At 68.0% G+C, this 24,282-nt stretch carries 22 protein-coding genes and 1 tRNA gene; 11 read left to right on the plus strand and 12 right to left on the minus strand.

Annotation, left to right across the window (positions count from 1 at the left end; translation table 11 throughout):
• Window positions 1-7 precede the first annotated feature (7 nt).
• From ACP690_RS04755 to pyrH, 5 genes are all read right to left on the minus strand, one after another.
• Complete coding sequence (locus tag ACP690_RS04755) at window positions 8-1,195, minus strand: 1-deoxy-D-xylulose-5-phosphate reductoisomerase (RefSeq protein ID WP_017978419.1); 1,188 nt, start codon at window positions 1,193-1,195, stop codon at window positions 8-10.
• The gene (locus tag ACP690_RS04760; RefSeq protein WP_017978418.1) at window positions 1,192-1,989 is read right to left on the minus strand and encodes a phosphatidate cytidylyltransferase; all 798 of its coding nucleotides are present in this window, start codon (window positions 1,987-1,989) and stop codon (window positions 1,192-1,194) included. The genes ACP690_RS04755 and ACP690_RS04760 overlap by 4 nt, the downstream gene beginning before the upstream one ends.
• Complete coding sequence (locus ACP690_RS04765) at window positions 1,986-2,723, minus strand: isoprenyl transferase (RefSeq protein WP_082049222.1); 738 nt, start codon at window positions 2,721-2,723, stop codon at window positions 1,986-1,988. Before ACP690_RS04765 ends, ACP690_RS04760 begins: the two co-directional genes overlap by 4 nt.
• 97 nt (window positions 2,724-2,820) lie before the next feature.
• A complete protein-coding gene (gene frr, locus ACP690_RS04770) occupies window positions 2,821-3,378 on the minus strand; it encodes a ribosome recycling factor (RefSeq protein WP_017978416.1) in 558 nt (185 codons plus the stop codon).
• 3 nt (window positions 3,379-3,381) lie between these two features.
• A complete protein-coding gene (pyrH, locus tag ACP690_RS04775) occupies window positions 3,382-4,113 on the minus strand; it encodes a UMP kinase (RefSeq protein ID WP_017978415.1) in 732 nt (243 codons plus the stop codon).
• A gap of 496 nt (window positions 4,114-4,609) precedes the next feature.
• On the opposite strand from pyrH, the gene ACP690_RS04780 reads away from it, so the two are divergent.
• Window positions 4,610-6,775: a TonB-dependent receptor gene (locus ACP690_RS04780; protein ID WP_426260488.1), complete on the plus strand. Its 2,166-nt coding sequence runs from the start codon at window positions 4,610-4,612 to the stop codon at window positions 6,773-6,775.
• Between the two features lie 79 nt (window positions 6,776-6,854).
• On the opposite strand, the gene ACP690_RS04785 is transcribed toward ACP690_RS04780, so the two are convergent.
• The 4 genes from ACP690_RS04785 to ACP690_RS04800 form a co-directional block, all read right to left on the minus strand.
• Complete coding sequence (locus tag ACP690_RS04785; protein ID WP_426260487.1) at window positions 6,855-8,162, minus strand: outer membrane beta-barrel protein; 1,308 nt, start codon at window positions 8,160-8,162, stop codon at window positions 6,855-6,857.
• Window positions 8,163-8,337: 175 nt separating this feature from the next.
• Window positions 8,338-10,431 carry a methyl-accepting chemotaxis protein gene (locus ACP690_RS04790; protein ID WP_331361158.1) on the minus strand — a complete coding sequence of 698 codons (2,094 nt, stop codon included), beginning with the start codon at window positions 10,429-10,431 and terminating at the stop codon, window positions 8,338-8,340.
• 413 nt (window positions 10,432-10,844) lie between these two features.
• A tRNA-Leu gene (locus ACP690_RS04795) sits at window positions 10,845-10,929 on the minus strand.
• A gap of 75 nt (window positions 10,930-11,004) precedes the next feature.
• A complete protein-coding gene (locus tag ACP690_RS04800; RefSeq protein ID WP_426260486.1) occupies window positions 11,005-12,513 on the minus strand; it encodes a YifB family Mg chelatase-like AAA ATPase in 1,509 nt (502 codons plus the stop codon).
• A gap of 259 nt (window positions 12,514-12,772) precedes the next feature.
• Here ACP690_RS04800 and rpmH point away from each other — a divergent pair, with 259 nt between their 5' ends.
• The 7 genes from rpmH to dapE all read left to right on the plus strand — a co-directional run bounded on the left by rpmH (window position 12,773) and on the right by dapE (window position 18,161).
• Window positions 12,773-12,907 (plus strand): 50S ribosomal protein L34, encoded by a 135-nt coding sequence (rpmH, locus tag ACP690_RS04805; protein ID WP_017978410.1) that lies wholly within the window; start codon window positions 12,773-12,775, stop codon window positions 12,905-12,907.
• Window positions 12,908-12,915: 8 nt separating this feature from the next.
• Window positions 12,916-13,314 carry a ribonuclease P protein component gene (gene rnpA / locus ACP690_RS04810; RefSeq protein ID WP_017978409.1) on the plus strand — a complete coding sequence of 133 codons (399 nt, stop codon included), beginning with the start codon at window positions 12,916-12,918 and terminating at the stop codon, window positions 13,312-13,314.
• Complete coding sequence (gene yidD / locus ACP690_RS04815; RefSeq protein ID WP_017978408.1) at window positions 13,311-13,523, plus strand: membrane protein insertion efficiency factor YidD; 213 nt, start codon at window positions 13,311-13,313, stop codon at window positions 13,521-13,523. Before rnpA ends, yidD begins: the two co-directional genes overlap by 4 nt.
• 19 nt (window positions 13,524-13,542) lie before the next feature.
• The gene (gene yidC, locus ACP690_RS04820) at window positions 13,543-15,246 is read left to right on the plus strand and encodes a membrane protein insertase YidC (protein ID WP_426254901.1); all 1,704 of its coding nucleotides are present in this window, start codon (window positions 13,543-13,545) and stop codon (window positions 15,244-15,246) included.
• 44 nt (window positions 15,247-15,290) lie between these two features.
• Entirely contained in the window at window positions 15,291-15,908 is a 618-nt protein-coding gene (gene yihA, locus ACP690_RS04825; RefSeq protein WP_116461407.1) for a ribosome biogenesis GTP-binding protein YihA/YsxC, read from the plus strand.
• Window positions 15,909-16,380: 472 nt separating this feature from the next.
• Window positions 16,381-17,043, plus strand: a complete 663-nt coding sequence (locus tag ACP690_RS04830) for a glutathione S-transferase family protein (protein ID WP_043059055.1) — start codon at window positions 16,381-16,383, stop codon at window positions 17,041-17,043.
• Entirely contained in the window at window positions 17,040-18,161 is a 1,122-nt protein-coding gene (gene dapE, locus ACP690_RS04835) for a succinyl-diaminopimelate desuccinylase (RefSeq protein ID WP_426260485.1), read from the plus strand. The genes ACP690_RS04830 and dapE overlap by 4 nt, the downstream gene beginning before the upstream one ends.
• A gap of 1 nt (window position 18,162) precedes the next feature.
• Here the strand turns inward: dapE and ACP690_RS04840 are convergent, their stop codons facing one another.
• The 3 genes from ACP690_RS04840 to ACP690_RS04850 form a co-directional block, all read right to left on the minus strand.
• Entirely contained in the window at window positions 18,163-18,675 is a 513-nt protein-coding gene (locus ACP690_RS04840) for a Smr/MutS family protein (protein ID WP_043059059.1), read from the minus strand.
• Between the two features lie 25 nt (window positions 18,676-18,700).
• The gene (gene mltA / locus ACP690_RS04845; RefSeq protein ID WP_426260484.1) at window positions 18,701-20,050 is read right to left on the minus strand and encodes a murein transglycosylase A; all 1,350 of its coding nucleotides are present in this window, start codon (window positions 20,048-20,050) and stop codon (window positions 18,701-18,703) included.
• A gap of 139 nt (window positions 20,051-20,189) precedes the next feature.
• Entirely contained in the window at window positions 20,190-20,843 is a 654-nt protein-coding gene (locus ACP690_RS04850) for a Tim44/TimA family putative adaptor protein (protein WP_151895485.1), read from the minus strand.
• A gap of 209 nt (window positions 20,844-21,052) precedes the next feature.
• On the opposite strand from ACP690_RS04850, the gene secB reads away from it, so the two are divergent.
• The 3 genes from secB to trpS are packed head-to-tail and all read left to right on the plus strand — an operon-like array spanning window position 21,053 to window position 24,206.
• The gene (secB, locus tag ACP690_RS04855) at window positions 21,053-21,562 is read left to right on the plus strand and encodes a protein-export chaperone SecB (protein WP_043059051.1); all 510 of its coding nucleotides are present in this window, start codon (window positions 21,053-21,055) and stop codon (window positions 21,560-21,562) included.
• Between the two features lie 25 nt (window positions 21,563-21,587).
• Window positions 21,588-23,165, plus strand: a complete 1,578-nt coding sequence (gene murJ / locus ACP690_RS04860) for a murein biosynthesis integral membrane protein MurJ (RefSeq protein ID WP_426260483.1) — start codon at window positions 21,588-21,590, stop codon at window positions 23,163-23,165.
• 9 nt (window positions 23,166-23,174) lie between these two features.
• The gene (gene trpS / locus ACP690_RS04865; protein WP_426260482.1) at window positions 23,175-24,206 is read left to right on the plus strand and encodes a tryptophan--tRNA ligase; all 1,032 of its coding nucleotides are present in this window, start codon (window positions 23,175-23,177) and stop codon (window positions 24,204-24,206) included.
• Window positions 24,207-24,282: the final 76 nt, after the last annotated feature.

Here is a 24,282-nt window from a genome sequence, read left to right on the forward strand (position 1 = left end):
CAATCCTTCACGCGTGAACCTCTACACGCCCCCCAGTCCGGCCCGTGCTTCGGCCCCGAACCTGCTCGTCCGCTATCCGCCGTGCCTCGGCATCGACCGCCAGGACCGATTCCACCGTGGCGGGCGCCTGCGGGTCGTAACGCTCCAGCGTATCGGCGACGATTGCGGCAATTTCGAGGAAGCCGATCCGTCGCGCCAGAAAGGCGGCGACCGCCACTTCGTTCGCCGCGTTGAGGATCGCCGGGCGCGCACCGCCTGCCTCCAGCGCCGCGCGCGCCAGCGCCAGCGCAGGAAAGCGCACCGGATCGCACGCCTCGAAATCGAGCCGGCCGATCTTCACGAGATCCAGCGGCTCCATCGGCGTCGCCATCCGATCGGGCCAGGCCAGCGTATGCGCGATCGGCACGCGCATGTCGCTGGGGCCGAGCTGCGCCAGCATCGATCCGTCGACATAATCGACCATCGAATGGATCACCGACTGGCGGTGCATCACCACCTCGATCCGGTCGTTGTCGACCGGGAACAGCCGGGCCGCCTCGATCAGCTCGAGGCCCTTGTTCATCATCGTCGCGCTGTCGACGCTGATCTTCGCGCCCATCGACCAATTGGGATGCGCGACCGCCTGTTCGACCGTCACGTCCGCCATCCGCTCCAGCGACCAGTCGCGGAACGGCCCACCGCTGGCGGTCAGGATGATCCGCCGCACCCGCTCGGGCCGTGCGAAATCGAAACATTGGTGGATCGCATTATGCTCACTGTCCGCGGGCAGCAGCGTCGCGCCGGACGCCGCGGCGGCGGCGAGGATCACCTCGCCCGCCGACACCAACGGCTCCTTGTTGGCGATGACGACGGTGCCGCCATGCGCGATCGCCGCCATCACCGGCTCCAGGCCGGCACAGCCGACGATGGCGCCCATCGTCCAATCCGCGCCCGCCGCAGCGTCGCAGATCGCCTGCCGCCCGCCCGCGGCTTGCGTACCCGTCCCCGCCAGCGCCGCGCGCAGATCGGGCAGGCAGCTTTCGTCCGCGACGACAGCCACCTCCGCCTTCGTGCGGATCGCGGCGGCGGCAAGGTTGGCGACATCGCAATTGGCGGTCAGCGCGCGGACGCGGAACCGGTCCGGCTCGCGCTCGACCAGATCGAGCGTCGACGTGCCCACCGATCCGGTGGCGCCCAAAATGGTGACGGTCTTCATGCAGGAAACCCCAGCGGCACCACGACGAGCAGCGCCGCGATCGGCAGCACCGGCACCACGCCATCCAGCCGGTCGAGCACGCCGCCATGGCCCGGAATGACGCTGCCCGAATCCTTCACGCCCGCGCGGCGCTTCAGATGGCTTTCATACAGGTCGCCCGCCTGCGCCAGGATCGCGAGCACCGGCGTCGCCGCCACGAAGCGCAGCGGCAGCAGATAGACGCGGCTCATCACGAGCGCGAGCACGGTCGCCGCGACGATCCCGCCGATCAGCCCGGCCCAGGTCTTGTTGGGGCTGATCGCGGGCGCCAGCTTCGGCCCGCCGATCGTCCGTCCGGCGAAATAGGCGCCGATATCGGTCGCCCAGACGAGGCTCAGTGCCCATAAGGCGTTGCGCAGGCCGTCGGGCTCATGCCGGATCAGCAGCAGCGCATAGATGGGCAGTCCGCAATAGAGGACGCCGAGTGCCAGCGCCGGGCGCCGCGTGACGATGCCGAGGAAGAAGAAGGCACCGGCCAACAGCCCGAGCGCGAAGAAATTGGGACCGGCCGCGATCGGGCACATGATCGCCAGCGGCACGAACAGGACATATTGACCCAGCCGCTTGGTCTGCGGCGGCGCGCCGTTCAGCTCGCTCCATTCGGCCATCATGAACACGCCGATCACCGCAGCGAGCAACCAGAGCGCAAAGCCGCCGAACGCCAGCGCGACCAGTGCGACGGCGATCATGCCGACACCGGTCACCGCGCGTACGGCCAGATCCGACGGGCGCTTGCCCGGGGCGGCGTCGCTCACAGGCCGCCGTAACGCCGCTGGCGCTGCCCGAATGCGGTTACCGCATCGGCCAGCGTGTCGCCGTTGAAATCGGGCCACAGGGTCTCGACGAACAGCAGCTCGGCATAGGCCGCCTGCCACAATAGGAAGTTCGACAGCCGTTGCTCGCCCGACGATCGGATGACGAGGTCGAGCGGCGGCAGGTCGGCGGTCTGCAACTCCGCCTCGATATGCTCGGGCGTGATCGATGCAGGGTCGATCTCTCCCGCCGCCGCTCGCGCCGCCAGTGTCTGCGCCGCCGCGACCAGTTCGGCCTGCGATCCGTAATTGAGGGCGATCACCAGCACGGGGCCGGTGTTGCCTGCGGTCTTGGCGACCGCATCGTCGACCAGTGCGACGAGATCGGGCGCGAACCGGCGGTAGTCGCCGATGATGCGCAGCCGGACATTCTCTTCGACCAGTTCGGCGAGATCGCTGCGAATGAACAGCCGCAGCAGGCCCATCAGCGCGCCCACCTCTTCCTCAGGCCGGCGCCAGTTTTCCGAGCTGAACGCATAGAGCGTCAGCGCCTCGATCCCCATCGCGCGCGCGGCGCGGGTAACGCGGCGCACCGCCTCCACCCCCGCCTTGTGCCCGGCGACGCGCGGCAGGTGCCGGGCCTTCGCCCAGCGGCCGTTGCCATCCATGATGATCGCAACATGGCGCGGCACGAGGCCGGTATTCGGAACCGCCGAGAGGAGGGGTGCGCTGCTCATGCAGACCCCCGTTCGTGCTGCGCCTGTCGGAGCACGTGCCGCAAACGATGCGCTCGGGACACGCCCTTCGACAAGCTCAGGGCGAACGGAACCTTGGTCACTTACCCAGGATTTCCTTTTCCTTCGCCGCCGCCGCCGCATCGACATCGGCGATCGTCGCATCGGTCAGCTTCTGCACCTCGGTTTCGTGGCGCTTGCGCTCGTCCTCGCTGAACACGCCCTTCTTCTCGTCGGTCTTGAGGTTGTCCATGCCGTCGCGGCGGACGTTGCGTACCGCGATGCGCGCGCCCTCGGCATATTTGCCGGCGAGCTTGGCGAGTTCCTTGCGGCGCTCTTCGGTGAGGTCCGGGATCGGCAGACGCAGCGTCTGGCCGTCGTTGATCGGGTTAAGGCCCAGGCCCGCCGAGCGGATCGCCTTTTCCACCGGCCCGACGTTCGACTTGTCCCACACCTGAACCGAGATCATGCGCGGCTCCGGCACGGAGACGGTGGCGACCTGCGTCAGCGGCATGTGGCTGCCATAGACCTCCACGGTGACGGGATCGAGCAGCGCGGTCGATGCGCGGCCGGTGCGCAGACCGGCCAGGTCGTGCTTCAGCGCTTCGACGGCACCCGCCATGCGGCGCTCGAGATCGGACTTGTCATAGGCAGCCATGGGTTACTCCACTTCCTTCTGCACGACCGTCGAGACGCCCTCACCGCGCAGCACCGCGGCGAAATTGCCGTGTTCGCGGATGTTGAAGACGACGATCGGGATGTTCGAATCACGGCACAGCGCGACGGCGCTGGCATCCATGACCTTGAGATTCTGCGCGAGCACCGTGTCGTAACTGACGGTCGCGAACCGCGTGGCGCTCGTATCCTTCTTGGGGTCGGCGTTGTAGACGCCATCGACGCTGGTGCCCTTGAACAGCGCGTCGCAATTCATCTCGGCCGCGCGCAACGCCGCGCCCGAATCGGTGGTGAAGAACGGCGATCCGACGCCGGCGGCGAAGATCACGATCCGCCCCTTTTCCAGGTGCCGCATCGCGCGGCGGCGGATGAAGGGTTCGCACACCGACGACATCGGGATCGCCGACTGCACGCGCGTTTCGACGCCGATCTGCTCCAGCGCATTCTGCACCGCGAGCGCGTTCATGACGGTCGCGAGCATGCCCATATAATCGCCGGTCGCGCGTTCCATGCCGCGCGCCGCACCGGAAATGCCGCGGAAGATGTTGCCGCCGCCGACGACGATGCACAGCTCATAGCCCTGTGCCTTCACGTCGGCGATTTCCTCGGCGACGCGTGCGGTGACGGTGGGGTCGATCGACAGGCCACCGCCCTCCCCCATCAGCACTTCGCCGGACAATTTCAACAAGATGCGTTTGTAGCGCGGCGCGGGGCTCATGGGGTCCTATCGCATGGGGGAGAAAGCGGCCGGACCTTAGGCGCACATCCGCGCCGGAGCAACCGTCGCCGCGCGGCCCCCGCGTGAGGACATGGTGCAGAGGCACATACGGACCGACGGATGGTGCAAAGGCTGAACCTGCGTTGACGAAGGGGTTCAGCAGATTTCAGGCTCTGCTCGCGTATCGCCGGAACCATGGACAGGCTGACCCACTGGCTGAAGACGATGTGGCGCCGTTTCCGACGTGCGTCGGATGCCGCGTCCGAATCCCCACGCCGTCCTCCGCCGAAACCCGCGCGCCGCGCACCGCGTCGCTTGCGACGACGGCGCCCCCGCTCGCGATAGGAGCGCCATTCTTCGTGACGATATGCCGTAGCAAACCCCTCAACCTTTAAACGAGGCTGCGCTTCGGCACCCGAGCGGCCGCCCCCTCCCGTCCATATTTGACTCACCTTTCGATGTTGCTATTGCGAATCGTAGTCAATTGGGGGCGGTAATGAAGTATCTGTATCTGACCATCGTGGGCGCGCTGTTGGGCACGACGGCCGCGACCGCGCAAACCGCTCCGCCTCGACAGGATGAGGCCAATGTCGACGACATCGTGGTCACGGCACAACGGTCGCGCAGCGATATCGTCGCGTCGGGCCATCAGGTGACTACGATCGACCAGAGCCAGATCGAACTCGCCCGTTCGGCATCCGATACGCTGGCGACCATCCTCGCCAAGACCGTGCCGGGCCTCGCCGATTCCAGCCGCACGATCACCGATTTCGGCCAGACGTTGCGCGGGCGCGGCGCGCTGATCCTGGTCGATGGCGTGCCGTACAACACGAACCGCGACAGCGCCCGCGGCCTCATCGGCCTCGAACCCTCCGACATCGCGCAGGTGCAGGTGTTGCGCGGCAGCAGCGCGATGTACGGCAGCGGGGCGACCGGGGGCATCATCTCGATCAACACCCGCCCTGCCGGCGGGCCACTCCGGGCGGAAACGGTGCTGGCGGGCACCGGATCGCTCTCCAACCTGACCACGGACAGTCTGGGGGGCCGGGTGCAGCAATTCGTCTCGGGCTCGGCGGGCAGCTTCGACTTCATCGTAAACGGCGGCTATCAGCGGATCGGCGGCGGGTTCGACGGTAACGGCAATCGCCGCGCGCCCGAACCCAGCCAGGGCGACCTGTTCGACAGCAATGTGTGGAACGTCGGCGGCAAGGCCGGGCTGCGCCTCGGCGGAGCCTATGTCCAGCTGTCCGCCAGCCATTATCGCGCCGATCAACATACCGATTTCGTATCCGACCCGGCGGTCGACCGCCTGCCCGCCGGCACCGCCGCCGCCCGCCCCTTGCGCGGGATTCAGCTCGCCAACCAGAACCAGCTCTACAGCACGGTGGTGACGGCCAACCTCGCGGCGCGCGACGTCCTCGGCAGCCGGCTGACTGCGCTCGGCTATTACCGCGACTTCTTCTCGCGCTACACGCCATTCGATGCGCGCGGCATCGCGACGCGTGGGCGCAACGTCGATCAGGTGACGCAGAACAGCCGGGTCTTCGGCGGCCGGCTGACGATCGAAACGCCGCTTGGGGACCGCAGCTCGCTCACCTGGGGCGGCGACCTTACCCACGAACAGAGCGACATGCCGCTCGATGTGTTCGACCCCGTTGCGTATGATGCGAGCCGGGGGCTCGTGTTCAACCGGATCGCGACGCTCCTCTACATGCCGAAATTGACGACGCTGACCTATGGCGGCTTCGTCCAGGCGCAGCACCGGTTCGCCGACTGGCTCGCGGTTGAAGGGGGCGCCCGCTACGACCGCGCCCGCGCCCGCTTCGATGCCTTCATCCCGCTCTCGCAATCGCGTGCGGCACGGCCGGGCACGATCCCCGGCGGCACCATTTCCTATGGCGCCTGGACCTTCAACGGCAGCGCGACGGTGACCCCGGTCGCGGGCCAGGATTTTTTCGCGACCTTTTCGCAAGGCTTCCAATTGCCCGATATCGGGCTGCAATTGCGCAACGCCAACCTCGGCTTCAACATCCGCAACTCCGACCTGCAGCCGGTCCGGATCGACAGCTATGAAGTCGGCTGGCGTGGCCGGTTCGGAAAGGCGCGCATGACCGCGTCCGCATTCCGCACCACGTCCGAACTGGGCGATGTGCAGAGCCTCAACAACGGCCTGATCCTGGTGCGCACCGCCGAGCGCATCCGAGGCCTCGAGGGATCGATCGACGTCGGCGACCCGACCGACCGTGTCCGGGCCGGCGCGACCGCGACCTGGATCCGCGGCCGCGAACGCCCCGCCACCGCCGCCGCGTCGCGCCCGATGACCGGCTATCGCATCCCCCCGCTCAAGGTCACCGCCTATGTCGAGGTCACACCGATCGACCGGCTCGACATCCGGTTGCAGGGGCTGCTGTCGGGCGACCGCGACTATCGGCTGAACGGCGTGCAGAGCTTCGGCCGCCGCAAGGTCGAACAATATGCGGTGTTCGACCTGACCAGCCGCTGGCGCCCGACCGACCGGGACACGATCACGGCGGGGATCGAGAATCTGTTCAACACCCAATATTTCCCGGTCTACAGCCAGCTGCTGCGCAGCAACCTCAACAGCAGCCGCGTGCCCGCCAACGGTGCCACGCTGACGATCGGGTACCGCCGCAACTGGTGAGCGTGTCGCCTGACGGACCTGGCAGCGGGCATCCGGCGACGCGCGCACCGACGACGCCCGCGTCGCCGCTCCGCCGGCGTCAGAAGCCGACGATCAAATCCGCACTGGCAAGCCACTGACCGCGCCGCGTCCCGCCATCATAGGGGCGCGTCCCGTTCAGGGATCGGTCGTAGCGGATCTCCGGTCGAACCGTCACCGCGACACGGCGGCTGTTGAGCGCCGCGGGGCGGTACGAGACGCCGGCGGTCACCGCGCCATAGGTCGTCGGCGGCGCGGTGTAGATCAGCGCCGGCACGCCACGGATCGCGTCGGCGAAGGCCGTGTCGGACCCGTATGTGACGACGAACGCGCCCTGCGGATCGCGCAGCGCATCGAGGCGCAGATTGGCCGACCATTGCGGGTTGATCGAGTGCAGCACATAGGCCGTCGCGCCATAGGCTTCCGCGTTCAGCCCGTCGTCGCGCAGGTAATTCGCCTCCCCCGCCACCGTCGTGCGGTCGTCGATCTTGTAGGTTGCCGTGACGTCGTTCCACCAGCGCATCGCCCGGTTCGCATTGGGCAGGGCCAGCCGCGAATTTTCCGGTCCGAAGCGCGTCATCGCCAGGACCGTCAGGCGATCGCCGGCCAGATGGCTCAGGCTGACCCCCAGATAGCCCGCTGCGGCGCCGTTGTTGTCCGACCTGCCGGGAAGCACCTCGTTCCCCGCATCGATGCCGGCGATGACGTCCAGCTGCGGGCTGACATGCACCGTCGCGATCGCCCCCACCGTCTGGAACGCCAGCAGGTAATTGGTGACGTAGGACAAGGTGTAGAACGGGCGCGTAGAGGGATCGAGCCCTTCATATCCCATCAGCCCCGGCGACAGCCCCAGTTTGAAATCGACGCCGCCCGGCGTCAGCACCGGCGTGTGGACCACGACATTGGCCTGCGTCAGGATGAACTGATAGCGGCCGGTGAACGTCCGATCGAACAGGCCGATGGTCGGCGAATAGCGCGCGTCGGTCCCGAACAGCCCCTGCAGATTGAAGCCCACGTCCACCCGCGGACCACCCGCAACCGGGCGCGCGATCGTTCCCAGCACCTGGTTGAGCAAGGGGCGGTTCGCGCGGTCGGCAAATTCCTGTCCGAAGTTCACGCCGTTCGCCGGATGGGCGGGATTGACCGCGATGCTCCCTTCGACCTGCAACGCATAGGTGATCGCGGAATTCCCGCGCGACGATAGCGTGTCCGCCGGTGCGTCGGGCGCCACCGGATCGGCATTCGGCACCCGCCCCAGCGGTTGCGACGTCTGCGGCGCGCCGACGCCATCGGCGGCTTGGGCGAGCGCCGGCGTCGGCGCGATCAGTGCCGTGCTGGCACACAGGCTGAGGAAATGGATCGTCTTCATCGCTCGTTTCACAAGGCAGGGGCAGCCGGATGGCGCGCCGGCGCGCGGCTCTCCTCGCGTCGCCAGCGACGGCGCGATGGGGGCGCGACCGGCCGCCGTACCGGCTGCCGTGGTCGTCGGATCGGATGATGGGAAGCGGAGGCCCGGCAGAACCTCCGCCGCCCCAGGCAGCGGTTCAGCTGGCGAGACGCAACGGAACCGAGGCGCGCGCGGCCCCTGCCGCCGCATAGCCGCCATGCGCCAACCGGAAGTGTGCGATCAGCTCGCCCAGCTCGTCGGCCTGCCCGGCCAGGCTGCGCGCGGCGGCGGTCGCTTCCTCCACCATCGCGGCATTCTGCTGCGTCGTGGCGTCCATCTCGCTCACCGCGATATTGATCTGCGACAGACCCATCGCCTGCTGCTCGGCCGCCGTCGCGATCTCGCTGGCGAGACGGCTGATCTCGATGATCCGCCCGGTCAGGCGATCGAGCACCTTGCGCATCTCGCCGACCGCATCCACGCCGGTGCCGACCTGTGCCGTGCTCGTGGTGATCCGCGCCTTGACGTCGCCCGCCGCATCCGCCGATCGCTGAGCCAGCGCGCGCACCTCACTCGCCACCACCGCGAACCCCTTGCCGGCCTCGCCTGCGCGGGCGGCTTCCACCCCGGCATTCAGCGCCAGCAGGTTGGTCTGGAACGCGATGCCGTCGATCACGCTGATGATCTCGGCGATCTCGTCGGACGATTTCTCGATATCGCTCATCGCGATCACCGCCCGACCGACGACCGTATCGCTCAGCGTCACGTCGGCGCGGGCCGCCTCGACGACGCTGTTGGTCTCGCGCGCCGCCGCCGCGGTGGTACGGACCTGCGAGGTGATCTCGTCCATCGCCGCCGCGGTTTCCTCCAGGCTCGCGGCCTGCTGCTCGGTCCGGCGCGACAAATCGTCCGAGGCGGTGCTGATCTCGCCCGAGCCCGTCCGCACCTCCACCGCATTGCTCGCGACCGCGGACAGCGTCGTGCCGAGCTTGTCGATGGCGGCGTTGAAGTCGACGCGCACCCGATCATAGTCCCCGTTGAACGGCTGATCGATCTGCGCGGTGAGATCCCCCGCCGCGACCTTCTTCAGATGGGCGCCCAATGTGGAGACGACGAACGCCTGATCCTGTTCCGACCGGCGCTGCGCGATGGCGTTCGCCCGGAACACCGCCACCGCCTTGGCCATCCGATCGATTTCGGACGACACGATCGCGCGGACCGGCGGCTCCTCCAGATTGCCGTTGGCCAATTCGTTCATCTCGCCAGCGATCGCATCCAGCGGTTCGCCGACGATCCGGTTCGCGGTCCGCCGCAGCACGATGATCAGTCCGCCGATGATCGCGATCGCCGCGATCAGCAGCGTCAGTTCCGCCTGGCGCGCATCCGCCATCACCGCGCTCATCGGCAGGTCGACGCGGACGAACCACGCGCCCTTGATACCCTTGAAGTGGATCGGCGTCTCGATGCGCAGCACGTCGCCCAGCGCCGGGTCCGACGTCCGGCCGATGCTCCCCATGCTGGCCGGCGCGGGCTTGCCGAGCAGCGCCGCATTGCGATTGTAAACGAAGGTGCCCTTGTCGGTGACGACGGTCGCCGTCCCGCCGAACGGGACGACCACCTTGTCGAGCCGATCGCGCAAGGCGCTCAGCGCGATGTCGGCGGTCACGATCCCGATGGGCTTGCCCTGCTCCATGATCGGTTCCGCGATCGTCGTCATCAGCACGTCATGGCCTTCGACCGCATAGATATAGGGCTCGATCAGCACGGTGTGCCGCGCGCGCATCGGCATCAGATAATAGTCGCCCGGCCCTTCCTTGGCGTAATCCTTCAGCGGCTCCAGCGACACGCGGTCGCCCGCCCGGTACAGATAGGGGAGGAACCGGCCCGTCTTGTCCGATCCCTTGCTGTCGACGAAGGCCGCATCGCGATTGTCGAACGCGCCGGGTTCCCAGCCGGTCGACATGCCGAAGATCTGCGGGTTGCCCCGCACCTCCGACCGCAGCAATTCGATATGCGCGTTGCGATCCACCACGCCTTGCTGGCGCAGCGACTGCATCGCGACCAGCGCCGAATGGACCAGCCCGATGGGACGTTCGAATTCGCCCTCCGCGCTGGACGCTATCTGCTTCGCCACGATCAGGCCGGTTTCCGACGCGCGTTCCCGCGCCGCGCGGTCGATCAGCACACCCGTCGTCGCCGATCCCAGGCAGACGAAGACGGCAACCGCAATGGCGCCCCGAATGCTGATCATCGTCGCCAAAGATCGTAACGCTCGCATATTTCCCGCCATGTCTTGCTTCGTTGGCGAGGGCATAGGTCCCGATTGTATAATTTTTGGTTCATCATGTTCAAAATGGACATCGGACCGGGCGCGACGCCGCCGCGCTGGCGTTCGCCGTCACCGGCAAGGGACGCGCGAGCTGGTTTTCAACCGCAACGTCGCATCCAAAGCGCGCGGGCCATCCGTCACGCTGACGCAACCGCAAAAAGCGTCATCCGACACGACACGAACCGCGCGCACAGGGCACGCAGCCGCATGCGCGAACCGTGCCCAGCAGGCACCGCGATTGCCGTGCTTCTGAAAAGGAGAGTGTCTAACCGCGGCTGCGATTCAGACCCCAAAACCGCCTAAGCTGTTACAGTGCTTAGGAGATTGGGAAGCGGTGGTGCCCCTGGCCGGACTCGAACCAGCATGCCTTGCGGCGTTCGATTTTGAGTCGAATGCGTCTACCAATTTCGCCACAGGGGCAGCGAAGACAGGGCGCCTAGCGGGTCATGCCGCGCACCGCAAGGGCATCGCGGCTCACCACAGCAAGAAAGCGCATCAGGCCGTCGGCGCGCGTCGTCGATAGCTCAACGCCTCGGCAACATGGACGCGCCCGATGTCGTCCGCGCCGGCCAGGTCGGCGATGGTCCGCGCGACGCGCAGCACGCGGGTGTAGCCACGCGCCGACATGCGCGTCGCTTCGGCGGCCTGGGCGAGCAGGCGGCGGCCGGCATCGTCGGGGGTCGCGACCGCGTCCAGCAGCGTGCCGTCCGCCTCGGCGTTGGTCCGCGGCGTCTGCCCCGCATAGCGCGCGCTCTGGATCGCGCGGGCGGTCGCGACGCGCGCGGCGACCTCGGCCGATCCTTCCTCGGGCGGCGGCAGGACGAGGTCGGCGGCGCTGACCGCCGCGACCTCGACATGCAGGTCGATGCGGTCGAGCAGCGGGCCGGACACCTTGGCCTGATAATCCGCCGCGCATTTCGGTGCGCGGGCGCAGGCGAGGCTGGCGTCGCCCAGATGCCCGCACCGGCACGGGTTCATCGCCGCGACCAGCTGCACCCGCGCCGGAAAGGTGACGTGGGCATTGGCGCGCGCGACGCTGACCACCCCCGCCTCCAATGGCTGGCGCAGCGAATCGAGCACCGCGCGCTGGAACTCCGGCAGCTCGTCGAGGAACAGCACGCCGAGATGCGCGAGGCTCACCTCGCCCGGCTTCACCTTCAGCCCGCCGCCGGTCAGCGCCGCCATCGACGCGCTGTGATGCGGGCTGCGGAACGGCCGGTTGCGCGTCAGCCGCCCGCCCGCCAGCGTCCCCGCGACGGACTGGACCATCGACACCTCCAGCGCCTCGGCAGCGTCGAGCGGCGGCAGGATGCCGGGCAGGCACGACGCCATCAGCGATTTGCCCGCACCCGGTGGCCCGACCATCAGCAGATTGTGCCCGCCCGCCGCCGCGATCTCCAGCGCGCGCTTGGCGACCTCCTGCCCCTTCGCCTGGCGCAAGTCGGGCCCATGGCCCGATGGTTCGACCTCGCCCGGCATGGGCGCGCTCAGCAGGCCATGGCCTTTGAAATGGTTGATCAGCGCCAGCAGGTCGGGCGCCGCCAGCACCTCGACCGATCCCGCCCAGGCCGCCTCGCTCCCCTGCGCCGCGGGACAGATCAGCCCCAGCCCCTCGGCGCCCGCATGCAGCGCGGCAAGCAGCACGCCGGGCGACGGCGCGATCCGCCCGTCGAGCCCCAGTTCGCCGACGACGAGATACTCAGCCAGCGCCTCGACATCGACGACGCCCATCGCGCCGAGCAGCGCCAGCGCGATCGGCAGGTCGAAATGCGCGCCCTCCTTGGGCAGGTCGGCGGGCGACAGGTTGACGACGATCCGCTTCGGCGGCAGCGCCAGCCCCATCGCCGCGATCGCGCCGCGCACCCGCTCGCGGCTTTCCGCCACCGCCTTGTCGCCCAGGCCCACGACATTGAAGGCGGGCAGGCCCGCGATCAGCTGCACCTGCACCTCGACGCCGCGCGCCTCCAGCCCTAGATACGCCACCGTCCGCACGATCGCCGTCATGTCCGTCCCCCCGGGGACCGGTCATAGCCGCTTTCGTGTGGCGGGGAATGACCATTTCGGATCAATCTTGCGTCGTTGCCCAAGCGCTTCTTGTAGATGTAACACACAAACGCCACATCGCGCGCCATGAGGGTCTCCTCGCCCACCGCGGCCTCCGTCACCGCATTGACTTCGCCGCGCCTGCTGGTTAAGCGCGCACCATCACGGCCGCCTCTTCGGGGTGGCCCTTTTCTATTTCGACGTATCCGAGGGATGAATCATGAAGCGGACCTTTCAGCCGAGCAACCTGGTGCGTGCGCGTCGCCACGGCTTCCGCTCGCGGATGGCGACCGTCGGCGGTCGTGCGGTGATCCGTGCGCGTCGCGCGCGCGGCCGCAAGAAGCTGTCGGCGTAAGCACGCCCGTGGATGTCGGCACGCCTGCCGGCATCCGCACTCTTTCGCGTCGCAGCGAATTTCTCGCGGCGAATGCGGGGCGGCGTGCGCCGATGCCGGGATTCGTCCTGCTGGTGCATGATCGCAAGGATGGTGACCCCGCCATGGGCGTGGGCTTCACCGTCACCAAGAAGATCGGCAACGCCGTCGTCCGGAACCGCATGAAACGGCGGTTGCGGGCGTTGGCGCGCGAACTGTTGCCCGCGGGCGGCATCCGCGGCGCCGACCATGTTCTGATCGGCCGCGATGGCGGGATCGAGCGCGACCATGCGCTGCTGAAGGCCGAATTCGCAAAAGCGCTGGGCAAGATCGCGCGCGGCGAGGATTCGCCCTCGCGACCGCGCGGGCCCCGAAAGCCGAAACGGTGATCGCGCGCCTTCTCATCCTGATCGCGCGCGGTTGGCAACTCGGCCCATCGCTGATCCTGCCGCCCAGCTGCCGCTACCAACCCTCCTGTTCGGCCTATGCAATCACGGCACTTCGCCGCTATGGCGCGGTCAAAGGGGGCTGGCTGGCGGTGAAGCGGATCGCGCGCTGCCATCCATGGGGCGGGCACGGACCCGACCCGGTCCCTTGAGCCAAGACGGGGCAAGACCTTGAACAAAGAACGCCAGAATTTCGTCCTGTTCGCGGTGATCGCGGCCCTGATCCTGTTCGCGTGGCCGCTGATCCAGGGCAAGTTCTTCCCCGTGTCGAACCCGCCGGTGACGAAGATCGTCAACGGCAAGTCGGTGCCGGTGACCGCGAAGACCGCCGATCCCACCGCCGACGCGCCCGCCGCGATCCGCAGCCGTCAGGCGGTGCTGGGCGATTCCCCCCGCGTCCGCATCCAGACCCCGACGCTGCAAGGCTCGATCAACCTGAAGGGCGCGCGCATCGATGACCTCGTGCTGGTCAAGTACAAGGAAACGATCGCCAAGGATTCGCCGCCCATCCGCCTGCTCTCGCCGAGCGGCGCGCCGGAGGCCTATTTCGCCGGCTTCAGCTGGCGCGACGACGGGCTGAAGCCGCCCGCGGGCGATGCCGTTTGGACCGCCTCGTCGCCGATCCTCGCGCCGGGCAAGCCGGTCACGCTCACCGCGACCAACGCCAGCGGACAGCGCTTCGCGATCGAACTGTCGGTCGACGATCAATATATGTTCACCGTCAAGCAGACGGTGCAGAACGCCGGCACCGCGCCGGTGCCCGTCGCCCCCTATGGCTATGTCAACCGCGTCGGCGTGTCGAAGGACCCCGGCACGTGGCAGATCCACACCGGCCCGATGTCGGTCCACAACGGCGGCGCCGATTATGGCGTCAAGTTCAAGGACCTCGACAAGGCACCCGAAAAGTTCGCCACCACCGGCGGCTGGCTGGGCTTCACCGACAAATACTGGCTCACCGCGCTGATCCCCGATCAGCAGGCGCAGTTCGACGGCCAGTTCCGGGCCGGCGCCAACACCGCCTATCAGGCCGATTACGCCTTCGCGCCCAAGCTGTTGCCGCCGGGCCGCGCGATCACGCAGACGACGCGCTTCTTCGCGGGCGCCAAGGAAGTAAAGGCGCTCCAGCATTACGAAAACGACCAGGGCGTCACCAAGCTCGACAAGGCGATCGACTGGGGCTGGTTCGAAATCCTCGAAAAGCCGATCTTCACCTATCTCGACTGGCTGTTCCGCATGGTCGGTAACTTCGGTGTCGCGATCATCCTGCTGACGGTCACGATCCGCGGCCTGATGTTCCCGATCGCCCAGCGCCAGTTCGCCAGCATGGCCAAGATGCGCGCGCTCCAGCCCAAGATGAAGGCGCTCCAGGAACGCTACAAGGACGACAAGCCGCGCATGCAGCAGGAGGTCATGGGCCTCTACAAGACGGAAAAGGTCAATCCCGTCGCCGGCTGCGTCCCCACGCTGATCCAGATTCCGATCTTCTACGCGCTGTACAAGGTGCTGATGCTGACGATCGAAATGCGGCACCAGCCGTTCGTCGCCTGGATCAAGGATCTGTCCGCGCCCGATCCGCTGACCCCGGTCAATCTGTTCGGCTACCTGCACTTTACGCCCCCGCACCTGATCGCGATCGGCGTCGTGCCGATCATCCTCGGCATCTCGATGTACTTCCAGTTCAAGCTGAACCCGGCGCCGATGGACGACACGCAGAAGCAGGTGTTCGCGGTGATCCCCTGGGTGCTGATGTTCGTGATGGCCAGCTATCCGGTCGGCCTGCAGGTCTACTGGATCGCGTCCAACTTCCTCGCGATCCTGCAGCAGCGTATCCTCTACGCCCGCCACCCCGACCTCAAGATCGCGGCGGCCAAGTGAGCGACGACATCGTAGCGCCCGAGCATGAAGGCTTCACGCCCGACATGCTCGAGGCGGCGCGCAAGACCTTTGCGGGGCCGGTCGGCTTCCTGAAGTCGGCGCCCAGCCTCGAACATCTGCCCGCGCCCGTGGTGCCGGAGGTCGCGTTCGCCGGCCGATCGAACGTCGGCAAGTCGTCGCTGCTCAACGCGCTCACGGGGCGCAACGGCCTGGCGCGCACGTCGAACACGCCGGGGCGGACGCAGGAACTGAACTTCTTCGACATCGGCAGCCCGCTCGCCTTCCGGCTGGTCGACATGCCGGGCTACGGCTTCGCCAAGGCGCCCAAGGACGTCGTCAAGAAATGGCGCTTCCTGGTCAACGACTTCCTGCGCGGCCGCGACACGCTGAAGCGCGCCTTGGTGCTGATCGATTCGCGCCACGGCATCAAGGACGTCGACCGCGACATCCTCGAAATGCTCGACAAGGCCGCCGTCAGCTACCGCCTCGTCCTGACCAAGGCCGACAAGGTGAAGGCGACCGAACTCGCCGACGTCATGGACCGCACCGCCGCCGAAGCCCGCAAGCGCCCGGCGGCGCACCCCGACATCCTCGCGACCTCCAGCGAAGGCGGCATGGGCATCCCCGAACTCCGCGCCGCGGTGATCGAAGCGATCGGGTAAGAGGCGGACGCCCTCCCCACCCACAACGTCACCCCGGACTTGGTCCGGGGTCCACCGGGCCGCAGGGGGTCGGCAAGAGGCTCAAACCATCCCCCTCGCCGCGGAGTGGACCCCGGACCAAGTCCGGGGTGACGCGGTGAGTGAGGCCACCGAAGCCCCCAAAAAAGCCCCGTCATCCCGGCCCTGAGCCGGGATCCCGCTTCTTCTGGAACGTCTAAAGCGGGACCCCGGATCAAGTCCGGGGTGACGAAGGGAAGCAGGCGGCGAGATCGTCCCCAACCTCTGTTGGACCGAAACTCCCGCGCCCACCTAAAACGTCAAGCCGATGATCCCCCACCGCCCCCTCCCCACCCCATCGCCACACAAACCGAAACGATCGCCCCCGATCGTTTCCGCCAAGCTGCCCATGTTGTCCATCTTCCACCCCCTCGCCCCGCTGGACCTCACCCCACCCCGCGGCTAACCCAGCCCCATGAAGCTCATCATCGGCAACAAGGCCTATTCCAGCTGGTCGCTCCGTGGCTGGCTCGCCGCCAAGCAATCCGGTCTCCCCTTCGAAGAGGTCGTCGTGCCGCTGTACGACGCCGAATGGGACCGCCGCCGCGAAGGCGCCGAATTCGCGCCCTCGTCGGGCAAGGTGCCGATCCTGTGGGACGGCGACGCGGTGGTGTGGGACAGTCTCGCCATCGTCGACTATCTCGCCGACAAGGTCGGGCGCGATCGCTTCTGGCCCGCCGATGAGGCTGCACGCGCCATGGCCCGCTCGATGGCGGCGGAAATGCACGCGAGCTTCGTCGCATTGCGCCGGAAGCACCCGATGAACATCCGCCAGGTCTTTCCGGCCAAGCGCCCCGACGAGGACGTCATCGTCGATCTCAAGCGCATCATGGAATTGTGGGCGCAGGCCCGCGCCCGCTTCGGCAGCGACGGCGCCTTCCTGTTCGGCGATTTCGGTGCGGCGGACATCATGTTCGCACCCGTCTGCACGCGCATCATCTCCTACCAGCTGCCCATCGCGCGCTTTGCCGCCGCATACATCGACGCGGTCGTCCAGCACCCCTGGATGCAGGACTGGATCGCCGCCGCGCAGGAGGAAGACTGGGTCATCGAACAGTTCGAGCAGCCCACCGCGTGAGCGCGCCCCTCGACGTCGTCGCGCTGACCCAGGCGCTGCTCCGCGCCGACAGCGTCACCCCCGCGCGCGGCACCGTGTTCGACGTGCTAGAGGCGGCGCTCACCCCGATCGGCTTTACGATCGATCGCGTCGTCACCGGCGACGCACCCGACGGCCCCGTCGAAAACCTGATCGCGCTGCGTGACGGCACGGGCGCGCATCTCGCCTTTGCCGGCCACGTCGACGTCGTGCCGCCCGGCGAGGGGTGGCAGGGCTCCCCATGGTCCGGCGACATCCGCGGGGCCCTGCTCTACGGCCGCGGCGCGGTCGATATGAAAGGCGCGGTCGCCGCCTTCGTCGCCGCGGCGGCGCGTGCGAGCGGCCCGATGCTCAGCCTGCTTATCACCGGCGACGAGGAAGGCCCGGCGACCTACGGCACGCCCGTGCTGATCGAACGGCTGACCGCGCTCGGCATCACACCCGACCTCTGCCTCGTGGGTGAGCCCACCTCGGTCCGCCAGCTCGGCGACATGGTGAAGATCGGCCGCCGCGGGTCGGTCAACATCTGGATCGAGGTGCCGGGCCGGCAGGGCCACGTCGCCTACCCGCACCTGGCCGACAATCCCGCCGGCAAGCTCGCCCGCGCGCTTGCCGCGCTGGAGGATATGGCGCTCGACCAGGGCAATGCCTGGTTCCAGCCGTCCAACCTCGAGATCACCGATATCGCGATCGGCAACCCCGCGCACAACGTCATCCCGGCGAAGGCCACCGCGCGCCTCAACATCCGCTTCAACGACGAACAACGCGGGGCCGACCTCATCGACCGCGTCCGCGCCGTCGTTCACACCCACGCCCCCGCCGCGATCGTTACCGGCAAGGTGTCCGGCGAGGCGTTCCTCACCCCGCCCGGGCCGTGGACTGCGATGGTCAGCGCCGCGATCGAGGCGCAGACGGGCCTCGTCCCCGAACTCTCGACCTCCGGCGGCACCTCTGACGCGCGCTTCCTGTCGAAACTCTGCCCGACGGTCGAATTCGGCCTGCTCAACGCGACGATGCACCAGGTCGACGAAGCCGTCGCCATCGCCGACCTCGAAACGCTCACCACCATCTACGCCGATGTGATCGCGCGAGCCGCCTAACCTACCGCCCGCGCCGCAGCACGATGTAGAGCGCGCCTTGCCCGCCATGCCGCGGATGCGCGCCCCGCACCGCCGCGATCGCATCGGCGTGGCGCGAGGCGGCGAGCCAGTCGGCGATGGCCGCGCGGATCGCACCGCGGGCGTGCGGGCGCTCGCTCTCGGGGCGCGGCGGCTTGCCGGTCACGAGCAGCAGCACGCGGTCGCCGCGCGCGATGGCGCGGGCAAGGCCATCGTCGAGCAACGCATGCGCCGACGACAGGCTATGCCCGTGCAGGTCGATCGAGCTGTCGGGGATGACGATCCCGCGCGACAGCCTTTTGTCCCAGCCACCGTCCAGCGTGTTCTGCCGCGGCGGCGCGGGCGGGGCGACCATGCGCGCCGCTGGTGCCGGCGCCGAACCGAGCGCGCGCGTGAGCGCCTTCGACGGTTTCGTCGCCTTGGTCGGCGCGACGGGGGTTGGAGCCGCCGGCCGCGCGGCCGGCACGACGCCGCGCAACGGCTTCACCGTCGCCATCACCCGCGCCCACAGGTCGGCTTCGTCAGGGTTGAGTTGGCGCACCGACCGTCGTTCCGAACGAGGCGCCCTGTACGCGCGCGAGCGTGCCGCGGGGCAGCAGCAGGAACGCCGTGCCGCGCGCCGCCATGCCGCCCGCGGTCGCCTCTGCCACCGGCCCTGCACCCCAATAGGTGTCGAAGCGGTTGCTGCCCTTGATCGCACCACCGGTGTCCTGCGCCACCCACAGGCCGCTCGCGTCCTGCCGGTCCATCGACAGGAAGACGGGCGCGCCCAGCGGCACATATTTCACGTCCGCAGCCGCGCTGACCCCGCCATTGACCACATAGCCCATCGCGCCCACCGGCGGCGTGTCGAGCTCGCGGAAGAAGACGAAGCTCTTATTCTCCTCCATGATCGCGCGGCCCTCCTCGGGGTGGGCGCGCAGCCAGGCGACGATGCCCTGCATCGACGTCTGGCCGGGCTGGAGAAGCCCGCGCGCCTTCATCAGCGCGCCGATCCCCGTATAATCGCGGCCGTTCTGCGTATCGTAGCCGACCCGCATGACCTCGCCGTTCGGCAGCCGCAGCCGACCCGACCCCTGGATCTGCAGGAAGAACACGGCCGCCTCGTCAGCGCCCCAGGCGAGCACCGGCGCCTTGCCCTGCAACGCCCCGCGGTCGATCGCCGCGCGGTCGTAATAGGGGACCAAGGCACTGCCTTGGACCCGCCCGCGCACCTTCTTGCCCTTCAGCGCATCGCTGAACTGGCCGAGGTCGACATCGATCAGATCGTCGGGCCGGGCGTAGATCGGCACCTCGTAGCCGGCGCGCCGCTCCCGCGACGCCGCGATTTCGGGCTCGTAATATCCGGTGGCGAAGGCCCTGCCGTCGCCGACCTGCACCGCCTCGAAATATGTCGCGAAGAACCGCCGCGCCCCGCCGCGCGGCACGCTCGCCGCCGCGGCACAGGCCGGCTGCCAATCGGTGCCGCGCGTCAGGCCGGAGGCGTCAGTGCGGCGCATCAGGCCGGGGCAACTGGTCAGGAACGCCTGACGGGCCGCCTCCGCCTGCGCCTCGGTGATCGGCAGCGTGTCGATCGCCGGTCCCGGCGTGACGCCCGCGGTTGCGGCCGTGGTAGCCGTGGGATCGACCGTCACCGGGGTCGCGAGCAATGGCGTCGACGGCTGGATGCGACCGTCGAAGCTGCGCCCGCTCGTAATGACGTTGGCCTGGCCTCCGCTGCCGCCCCGACGCGGCGGCGTGACCGACGGCTGCGGTGGCCGCGTCGTCGTCGGCGGCGGGGCATAGCCGCCATCCACCGGCACGATGCGCCCGCCACACGCACTGAGGGCGAGAGCCAGCGTAACGCCGGCCAAGGCGCGATGCCCGTTCATACGAAAACCCCGATTGTCCGCCCGCCCTGCGCGGGGCAACGAGCTATGGCTGTGCCGAAGCGGCGTGTGCGGGGCAAGGGCGAAGCGGCTGTGTCGACGCCGTTCCGTCGCGCAGCCGGCACCGTGTAGCGTACGACGCTCACACCTCGTCGGTGTCGGCGAGCTTCCAATTGGGATCGCGGCTCTTCAGCGTCCGCGAGAAGGTCCACAGGTCATGCGTCTCGACCGCATCGGTCAGCGACCCGGCGACCACCTGTCCCTCCGCATCGCGCGTCACCGCGGCGATATCCGCATCGAAGCGCACCGTGATGCGGCCTTCGCGGCCGTCGAGCGCCGCATCGGTGATGACCGCCCGTTCGATCGAGATCAGGCGGTTCTCCAGCGTCTCCCCTGCGTCACGGCGCGCCGCGATCGCCTCGCCAAAGGCATGTGCCACGTCGGGCTGGGCCAGTTCGGACAGGCTCGCTTCGTCACCCGACCAAAAGGCCTCGAGTGTCATGCGATACGCCGCCTGCGCACCGCCCAGGAATTGCTGCACGTCGAAACCTGGCTCCGCACCGATGATCGCGCGCAACCCCGCCTCGGCCTGCGGTTCGATATTGCGGCCAACCGGCTCGCGCGTATCCGCCGCGGCGTCCACCGGGCGGGCGACCACAGGCACGGCCGTCGCCGCGCGATCGTCGGCGGCGCGAGGCAACGGCTGCTGTTCGTGGCCGGTGCGCTTGCCGAGCACGCTGTACAGGCGCAGCGCCAGAAACGCCGCCACCATTGCGAGAAGTACTACGTAGAACACCGTGCCTCCGATCTTGACCGATACATAGGCCGAAAGCCGTTACGTTTCAAACCACAGCATCGATCCGCCTCCGCGGCCTTTACCGCCGTTGAAACAGTCCACCGGCGCTGCTAGGCGCGGGCGCCATCGGCATCGAACGTGCGAGGGGCCGCTTCGGTCCCACGGCCTCGCTGCTTCTTCACCGCTTTTTCTCGCGAAGGATTGTCTCCATGGCCGACCAGGACAACGGCACCACGATCGACACGCAGCCGACCGGCAATGGCGAAGACACCGCACCCGCGGCGGGCCTGATCTCGCAATACGTCAAGGATCTCTCGTTCGAGAACCCGAACGCGCCCGCGATCTTCCAGAACCCGAACCCGCCCGCGATCGACGTGCAGTTCAACATCGGCACCGCGCAGGTCGGCGAGGAAGTCCATGAAGTGCTGCTCAAGATCGACGTGAAGGCAGAGGCCGAGGGCCAGACCGCGTTCATCGTCGACCTGACCTATGCCGGCCTGTTCGGCCTGCGCAACGTGCCGGCCGATGCGATCCAGCCGTTCCTGCTCGGCGAAGCGCCGCGCCTGCTCTTCCCGTTCGCGCGCCGCGTGCTGGCCGATTGCGTGCGCGACGGCGGCTTCCCGCCGCTGCTGCTCGAGCCGATCGACTTCGGCCAGCTCTACCTCGCGCAGGCGGAGCAGAACGGCGCCTTCTCGGTTGGCGACGTCGGCCACGCCTGATTTCTGATCGACGGGGCCGGGCGCCATGAACCTTACGAAGGCGCTCGGCTCGGTCGGCGGGCTGACGTTGGCCAGCCGCGTGCTGGGGCTGGTCCGCGATTCGCTGTTCTTTCGCTTCGTAGGCGCAGGCTTCGCATCGGACGCGTTCATGATCGCGTTCCGCTTGCCCAATTTGTTCCGAGCCCTCTTCGCCGAGGGGGCGTTTTCCGCCGCGTTCATCCCGATGTTCAACCGCAAGGTGGCTGAGGGTGACAAGGCGAAGGACGGCAGCGGCCTGGCGCACGGCATCGCCTTTGCCGAGGATGCGCTGTCGATCCTGCTGCCGGTCCTGATCGTCATGACCGCGGTGATGGAAGTGGCGGCGTGGCCCGTCACCTACACGTTGTCGGGCGGGTTCAACGGCGTCGATCCGAAGCAGTTCGACTTCGCCGTCCAGCTCGCGCGCCTCACCTTCCCCTATCTGTTGTTCATCAGCCTGGTGTCGCTGCTCGGCGGCATCCTCAATTCGCTCCACCGCTTCTGGGTGAATGCGGCGGCGCCGATCCTGCTCAACGCGACTTTGATTGCGGCGCTGCTGTTCTTCCATGACGACCTGCCGCTGATGACCGCGCGCAATCAGGCGATCGCGGTCACCGTCTCGGGCGCGCTGCAACTGCTGTGGCTATGGTATGCCTGCCGCCGTGCTGGTGTGACGCTGCGCCTGAAGCTGCCCCGCCTGGGTCCCGATGTGAAGCGGTTGATGGCGCTGATCGGCCCGGCCGCCGCGGGTGCGGGCGCGGTGCAGATCAACCTCGTGGTGTCGACCGCGCTTGCCGCGCGCCTGCTGCCGTCCGGCTCCGTCTCGTACATCTACGCCGCCGACCGGCTGAACCAATTGCCGCTCGGTCTCATCGGCATCGGCCTTGGCACCGTGTTGCTGCCGACCATCTCGCGTCTGCTCGGTCGCGGCGAGGATGCGGCGGCGATGACGACGCAGAACCGCGGCATGGAGCTTGCGCTGCTGCTCACCCTGCCCGCCACGGTCGCGCTGGTCGTCTGCGGCGCGCCGATCGCCGCCGCGCTGTTCCAGCATGGCAAGTTCGATGCGACCGATACGCATTTCACCGCGCAGGCGCTCGCCGCCTTTTCGATCGGGCTACCGTCCTACATCCTCGTGAAGGTGCTGACGCCGGGCTATTATGCGCGCTCCGACACGAAGACGCCGGTGCGCTACGCGACGATCTCGATGGGGGTGAACCTGGCGCTCAATCTCGCGCTGATCGTGCCGCTCCAGCATATGGGGCCGCCGCTCGCCACCGCGATCGCCAGCACGGTCAACGTCGCGCTCCTGTATCGCACGCTCGTCAAGCGCGGCCAGTTCGTCGTTGATGCGCAACTCAAGCGCCGCGCGCCGCGCCTGCTCGCCGCGGCCCTCACGATGGGCGCGGTGATGTACTTCCTGAACGATCTGTTCCAGCCCTACACCACCGGCGCCAGCCTGATCCGCTGGGCGGCGATGGCGGTGCTGGTCGGCACCGGCGCACTCGTCTATGCCGCCGCGGTGTTCGCGACCGGCGCCCTCAAGCCGCGCGACATCCGCCAGCTTCTCCGTTCCCAGTCCTAAGGTTCGTCCATGTCCGCACAGCGCCCCCTCCCGAAAAGAGTGGTGTCCGGTATCAAGCCCACCGGCAATCTCCACCTCGGCAATTATTTGGGTGCCGTGAAGCAATGGGTCGCGATGCAGGATGCGATCCAGGCGGAGGGCGGCGAGACGATGTACTTCATCGCCGACCTGCACGGCCTGACCGAATTTATCGCGCCCGATCTGCTGCGCGCGAATACGATCGAAATGACCGCGACAATGATCGCGGCCGGCATCGATCCCGATCGCTCGATCCTGTTCAATCAGGCGCGCGTGCCCGCGCACAGCGAGCTCAGCTGGCTGCTCAACAATGTCGCGCGCGTCGGCTGGCTCAACCGCATGACGCAGTTCAAGGACAAGGCCGGCAAGAACCGCGAAGGCGCCAGCGTCGGCCTGTACGACTATCCGGTACTGATGGCGGCGGACGTGCTGCTCTACAACAGCACGCACGTGCCCGTCGGCGAGGACCAGAAGCAGCATCTGGAACTGGCGCGCGACATCGCGACCAAATTCAACACCGATTACGGCGTCGACCTCTTCACGCTGCCCGAACCCCTGGTCAGCGCCGCCGCGCCGCGGATCATGAGCCTGCGCGATGCGTCGGCCAAGATGTCCAAGTCGAACCCGTCAGAACAGTCGGTCGTCAAGCTGATCGACAGCGACGAGACGATCGCCGACAAGTTCCGCAAGGCGAAGACCGACCCCGACCTGCTGCCCGCCACCGTCGAGGAACTGGCGGAGCGGCCCGAAGCGCGCAACCTGCTGACGATCTTCGCCGCACTCGCCGATCGCACGCCGCAGGACGTGCTCAGCGACTATGCGGGTAAGGGCTTCGGCGCGTTCAAGCCCGACCTCGCCGATCTCGCCGTCGCAAAGCTCGGGCCCATCCGCAACGAGATGGTCCGCCTGCTCGACGACCGCGGCGCGATCGACGCGATCCTTAACAAGGGCGCGGAAAAGGCCCGCGACCTCGCCGCGCCGGTGCTGCGGCAGGCACAGGAAGCCATGGGCCTGATGCTTTAAGAAGACCGTGCGCTAGTTGCGCGTCATTGCGAGCGCAGCGAAGCAATCCAGAGCCGGACCAAGACGCCCTGGATTG

The sequence above is a fragment of the Sphingomonas sp. DC4900 genome, assembly GCF_049896485.1.
GTDB classification, from domain to species: Bacteria; Pseudomonadota; Alphaproteobacteria; order Sphingomonadales; family Sphingomonadaceae; genus Sphingomonas; species Sphingomonas aquatilis.

Bases quoted from the DNA above. Each gene is read 5' to 3' on its own strand.
- ACP690_RS04755 (WP_017978419.1), bottom strand. From the start codon at position 1,195: ATGAAGACCGTCACCATTTTGGGCGCCACCGGATCGGTGGGCACGTCG.
- ACP690_RS04765 (WP_082049222.1), bottom strand. From the start codon at position 2,723: ATGAGCAGCGCACCCCTCCTCTCGGCGGTTCCGAATACCGGCCTCGTG.
- frr (WP_017978416.1), bottom strand. From the start codon at position 3,378: ATGGCTGCCTATGACAAGTCCGATCTCGAGCGCCGCATGGCGGGTGCC.
- pyrH (WP_017978415.1), bottom strand. From the start codon at position 4,113: ATGAGCCCCGCGCCGCGCTACAAACGCATCTTGTTGAAATTGTCCGGC.
- ACP690_RS04780 (WP_426260488.1), top strand. From the start codon at position 4,610: ATGAAGTATCTGTATCTGACCATCGTGGGCGCGCTGTTGGGCACGACG.
- ACP690_RS04785 (WP_426260487.1), bottom strand. From the start codon at position 8,162: ATGAAGACGATCCATTTCCTCAGCCTGTGTGCCAGCACGGCACTGATC.
- ACP690_RS04790 (WP_331361158.1), bottom strand. From the start codon at position 10,431: ATGATCAGCATTCGGGGCGCCATTGCGGTTGCCGTCTTCGTCTGCCTG.
- ACP690_RS04800 (WP_426260486.1), bottom strand. From the start codon at position 12,513: ATGACGGCGATCGTGCGGACGGTGGCGTATCTAGGGCTGGAGGCGCGC.
- rpmH (WP_017978410.1), top strand. From the start codon at position 12,773: ATGAAGCGGACCTTTCAGCCGAGCAACCTGGTGCGTGCGCGTCGCCAC.
- yihA (WP_116461407.1), top strand. From the start codon at position 15,291: ATGCTCGAGGCGGCGCGCAAGACCTTTGCGGGGCCGGTCGGCTTCCTG.
- ACP690_RS04830 (WP_043059055.1), top strand. From the start codon at position 16,381: ATGAAGCTCATCATCGGCAACAAGGCCTATTCCAGCTGGTCGCTCCGT.
- ACP690_RS04840 (WP_043059059.1), bottom strand. From the start codon at position 18,675: ATGGCGACGGTGAAGCCGTTGCGCGGCGTCGTGCCGGCCGCGCGGCCG.
- mltA (WP_426260484.1), bottom strand. From the start codon at position 20,050: ATGAACGGGCATCGCGCCTTGGCCGGCGTTACGCTGGCTCTCGCCCTC.
- secB (WP_043059051.1), top strand. From the start codon at position 21,053: ATGGCCGACCAGGACAACGGCACCACGATCGACACGCAGCCGACCGGC.
- murJ (WP_426260483.1), top strand. From the start codon at position 21,588: ATGAACCTTACGAAGGCGCTCGGCTCGGTCGGCGGGCTGACGTTGGCC.
- trpS (WP_426260482.1), top strand. From the start codon at position 23,175: ATGTCCGCACAGCGCCCCCTCCCGAAAAGAGTGGTGTCCGGTATCAAG.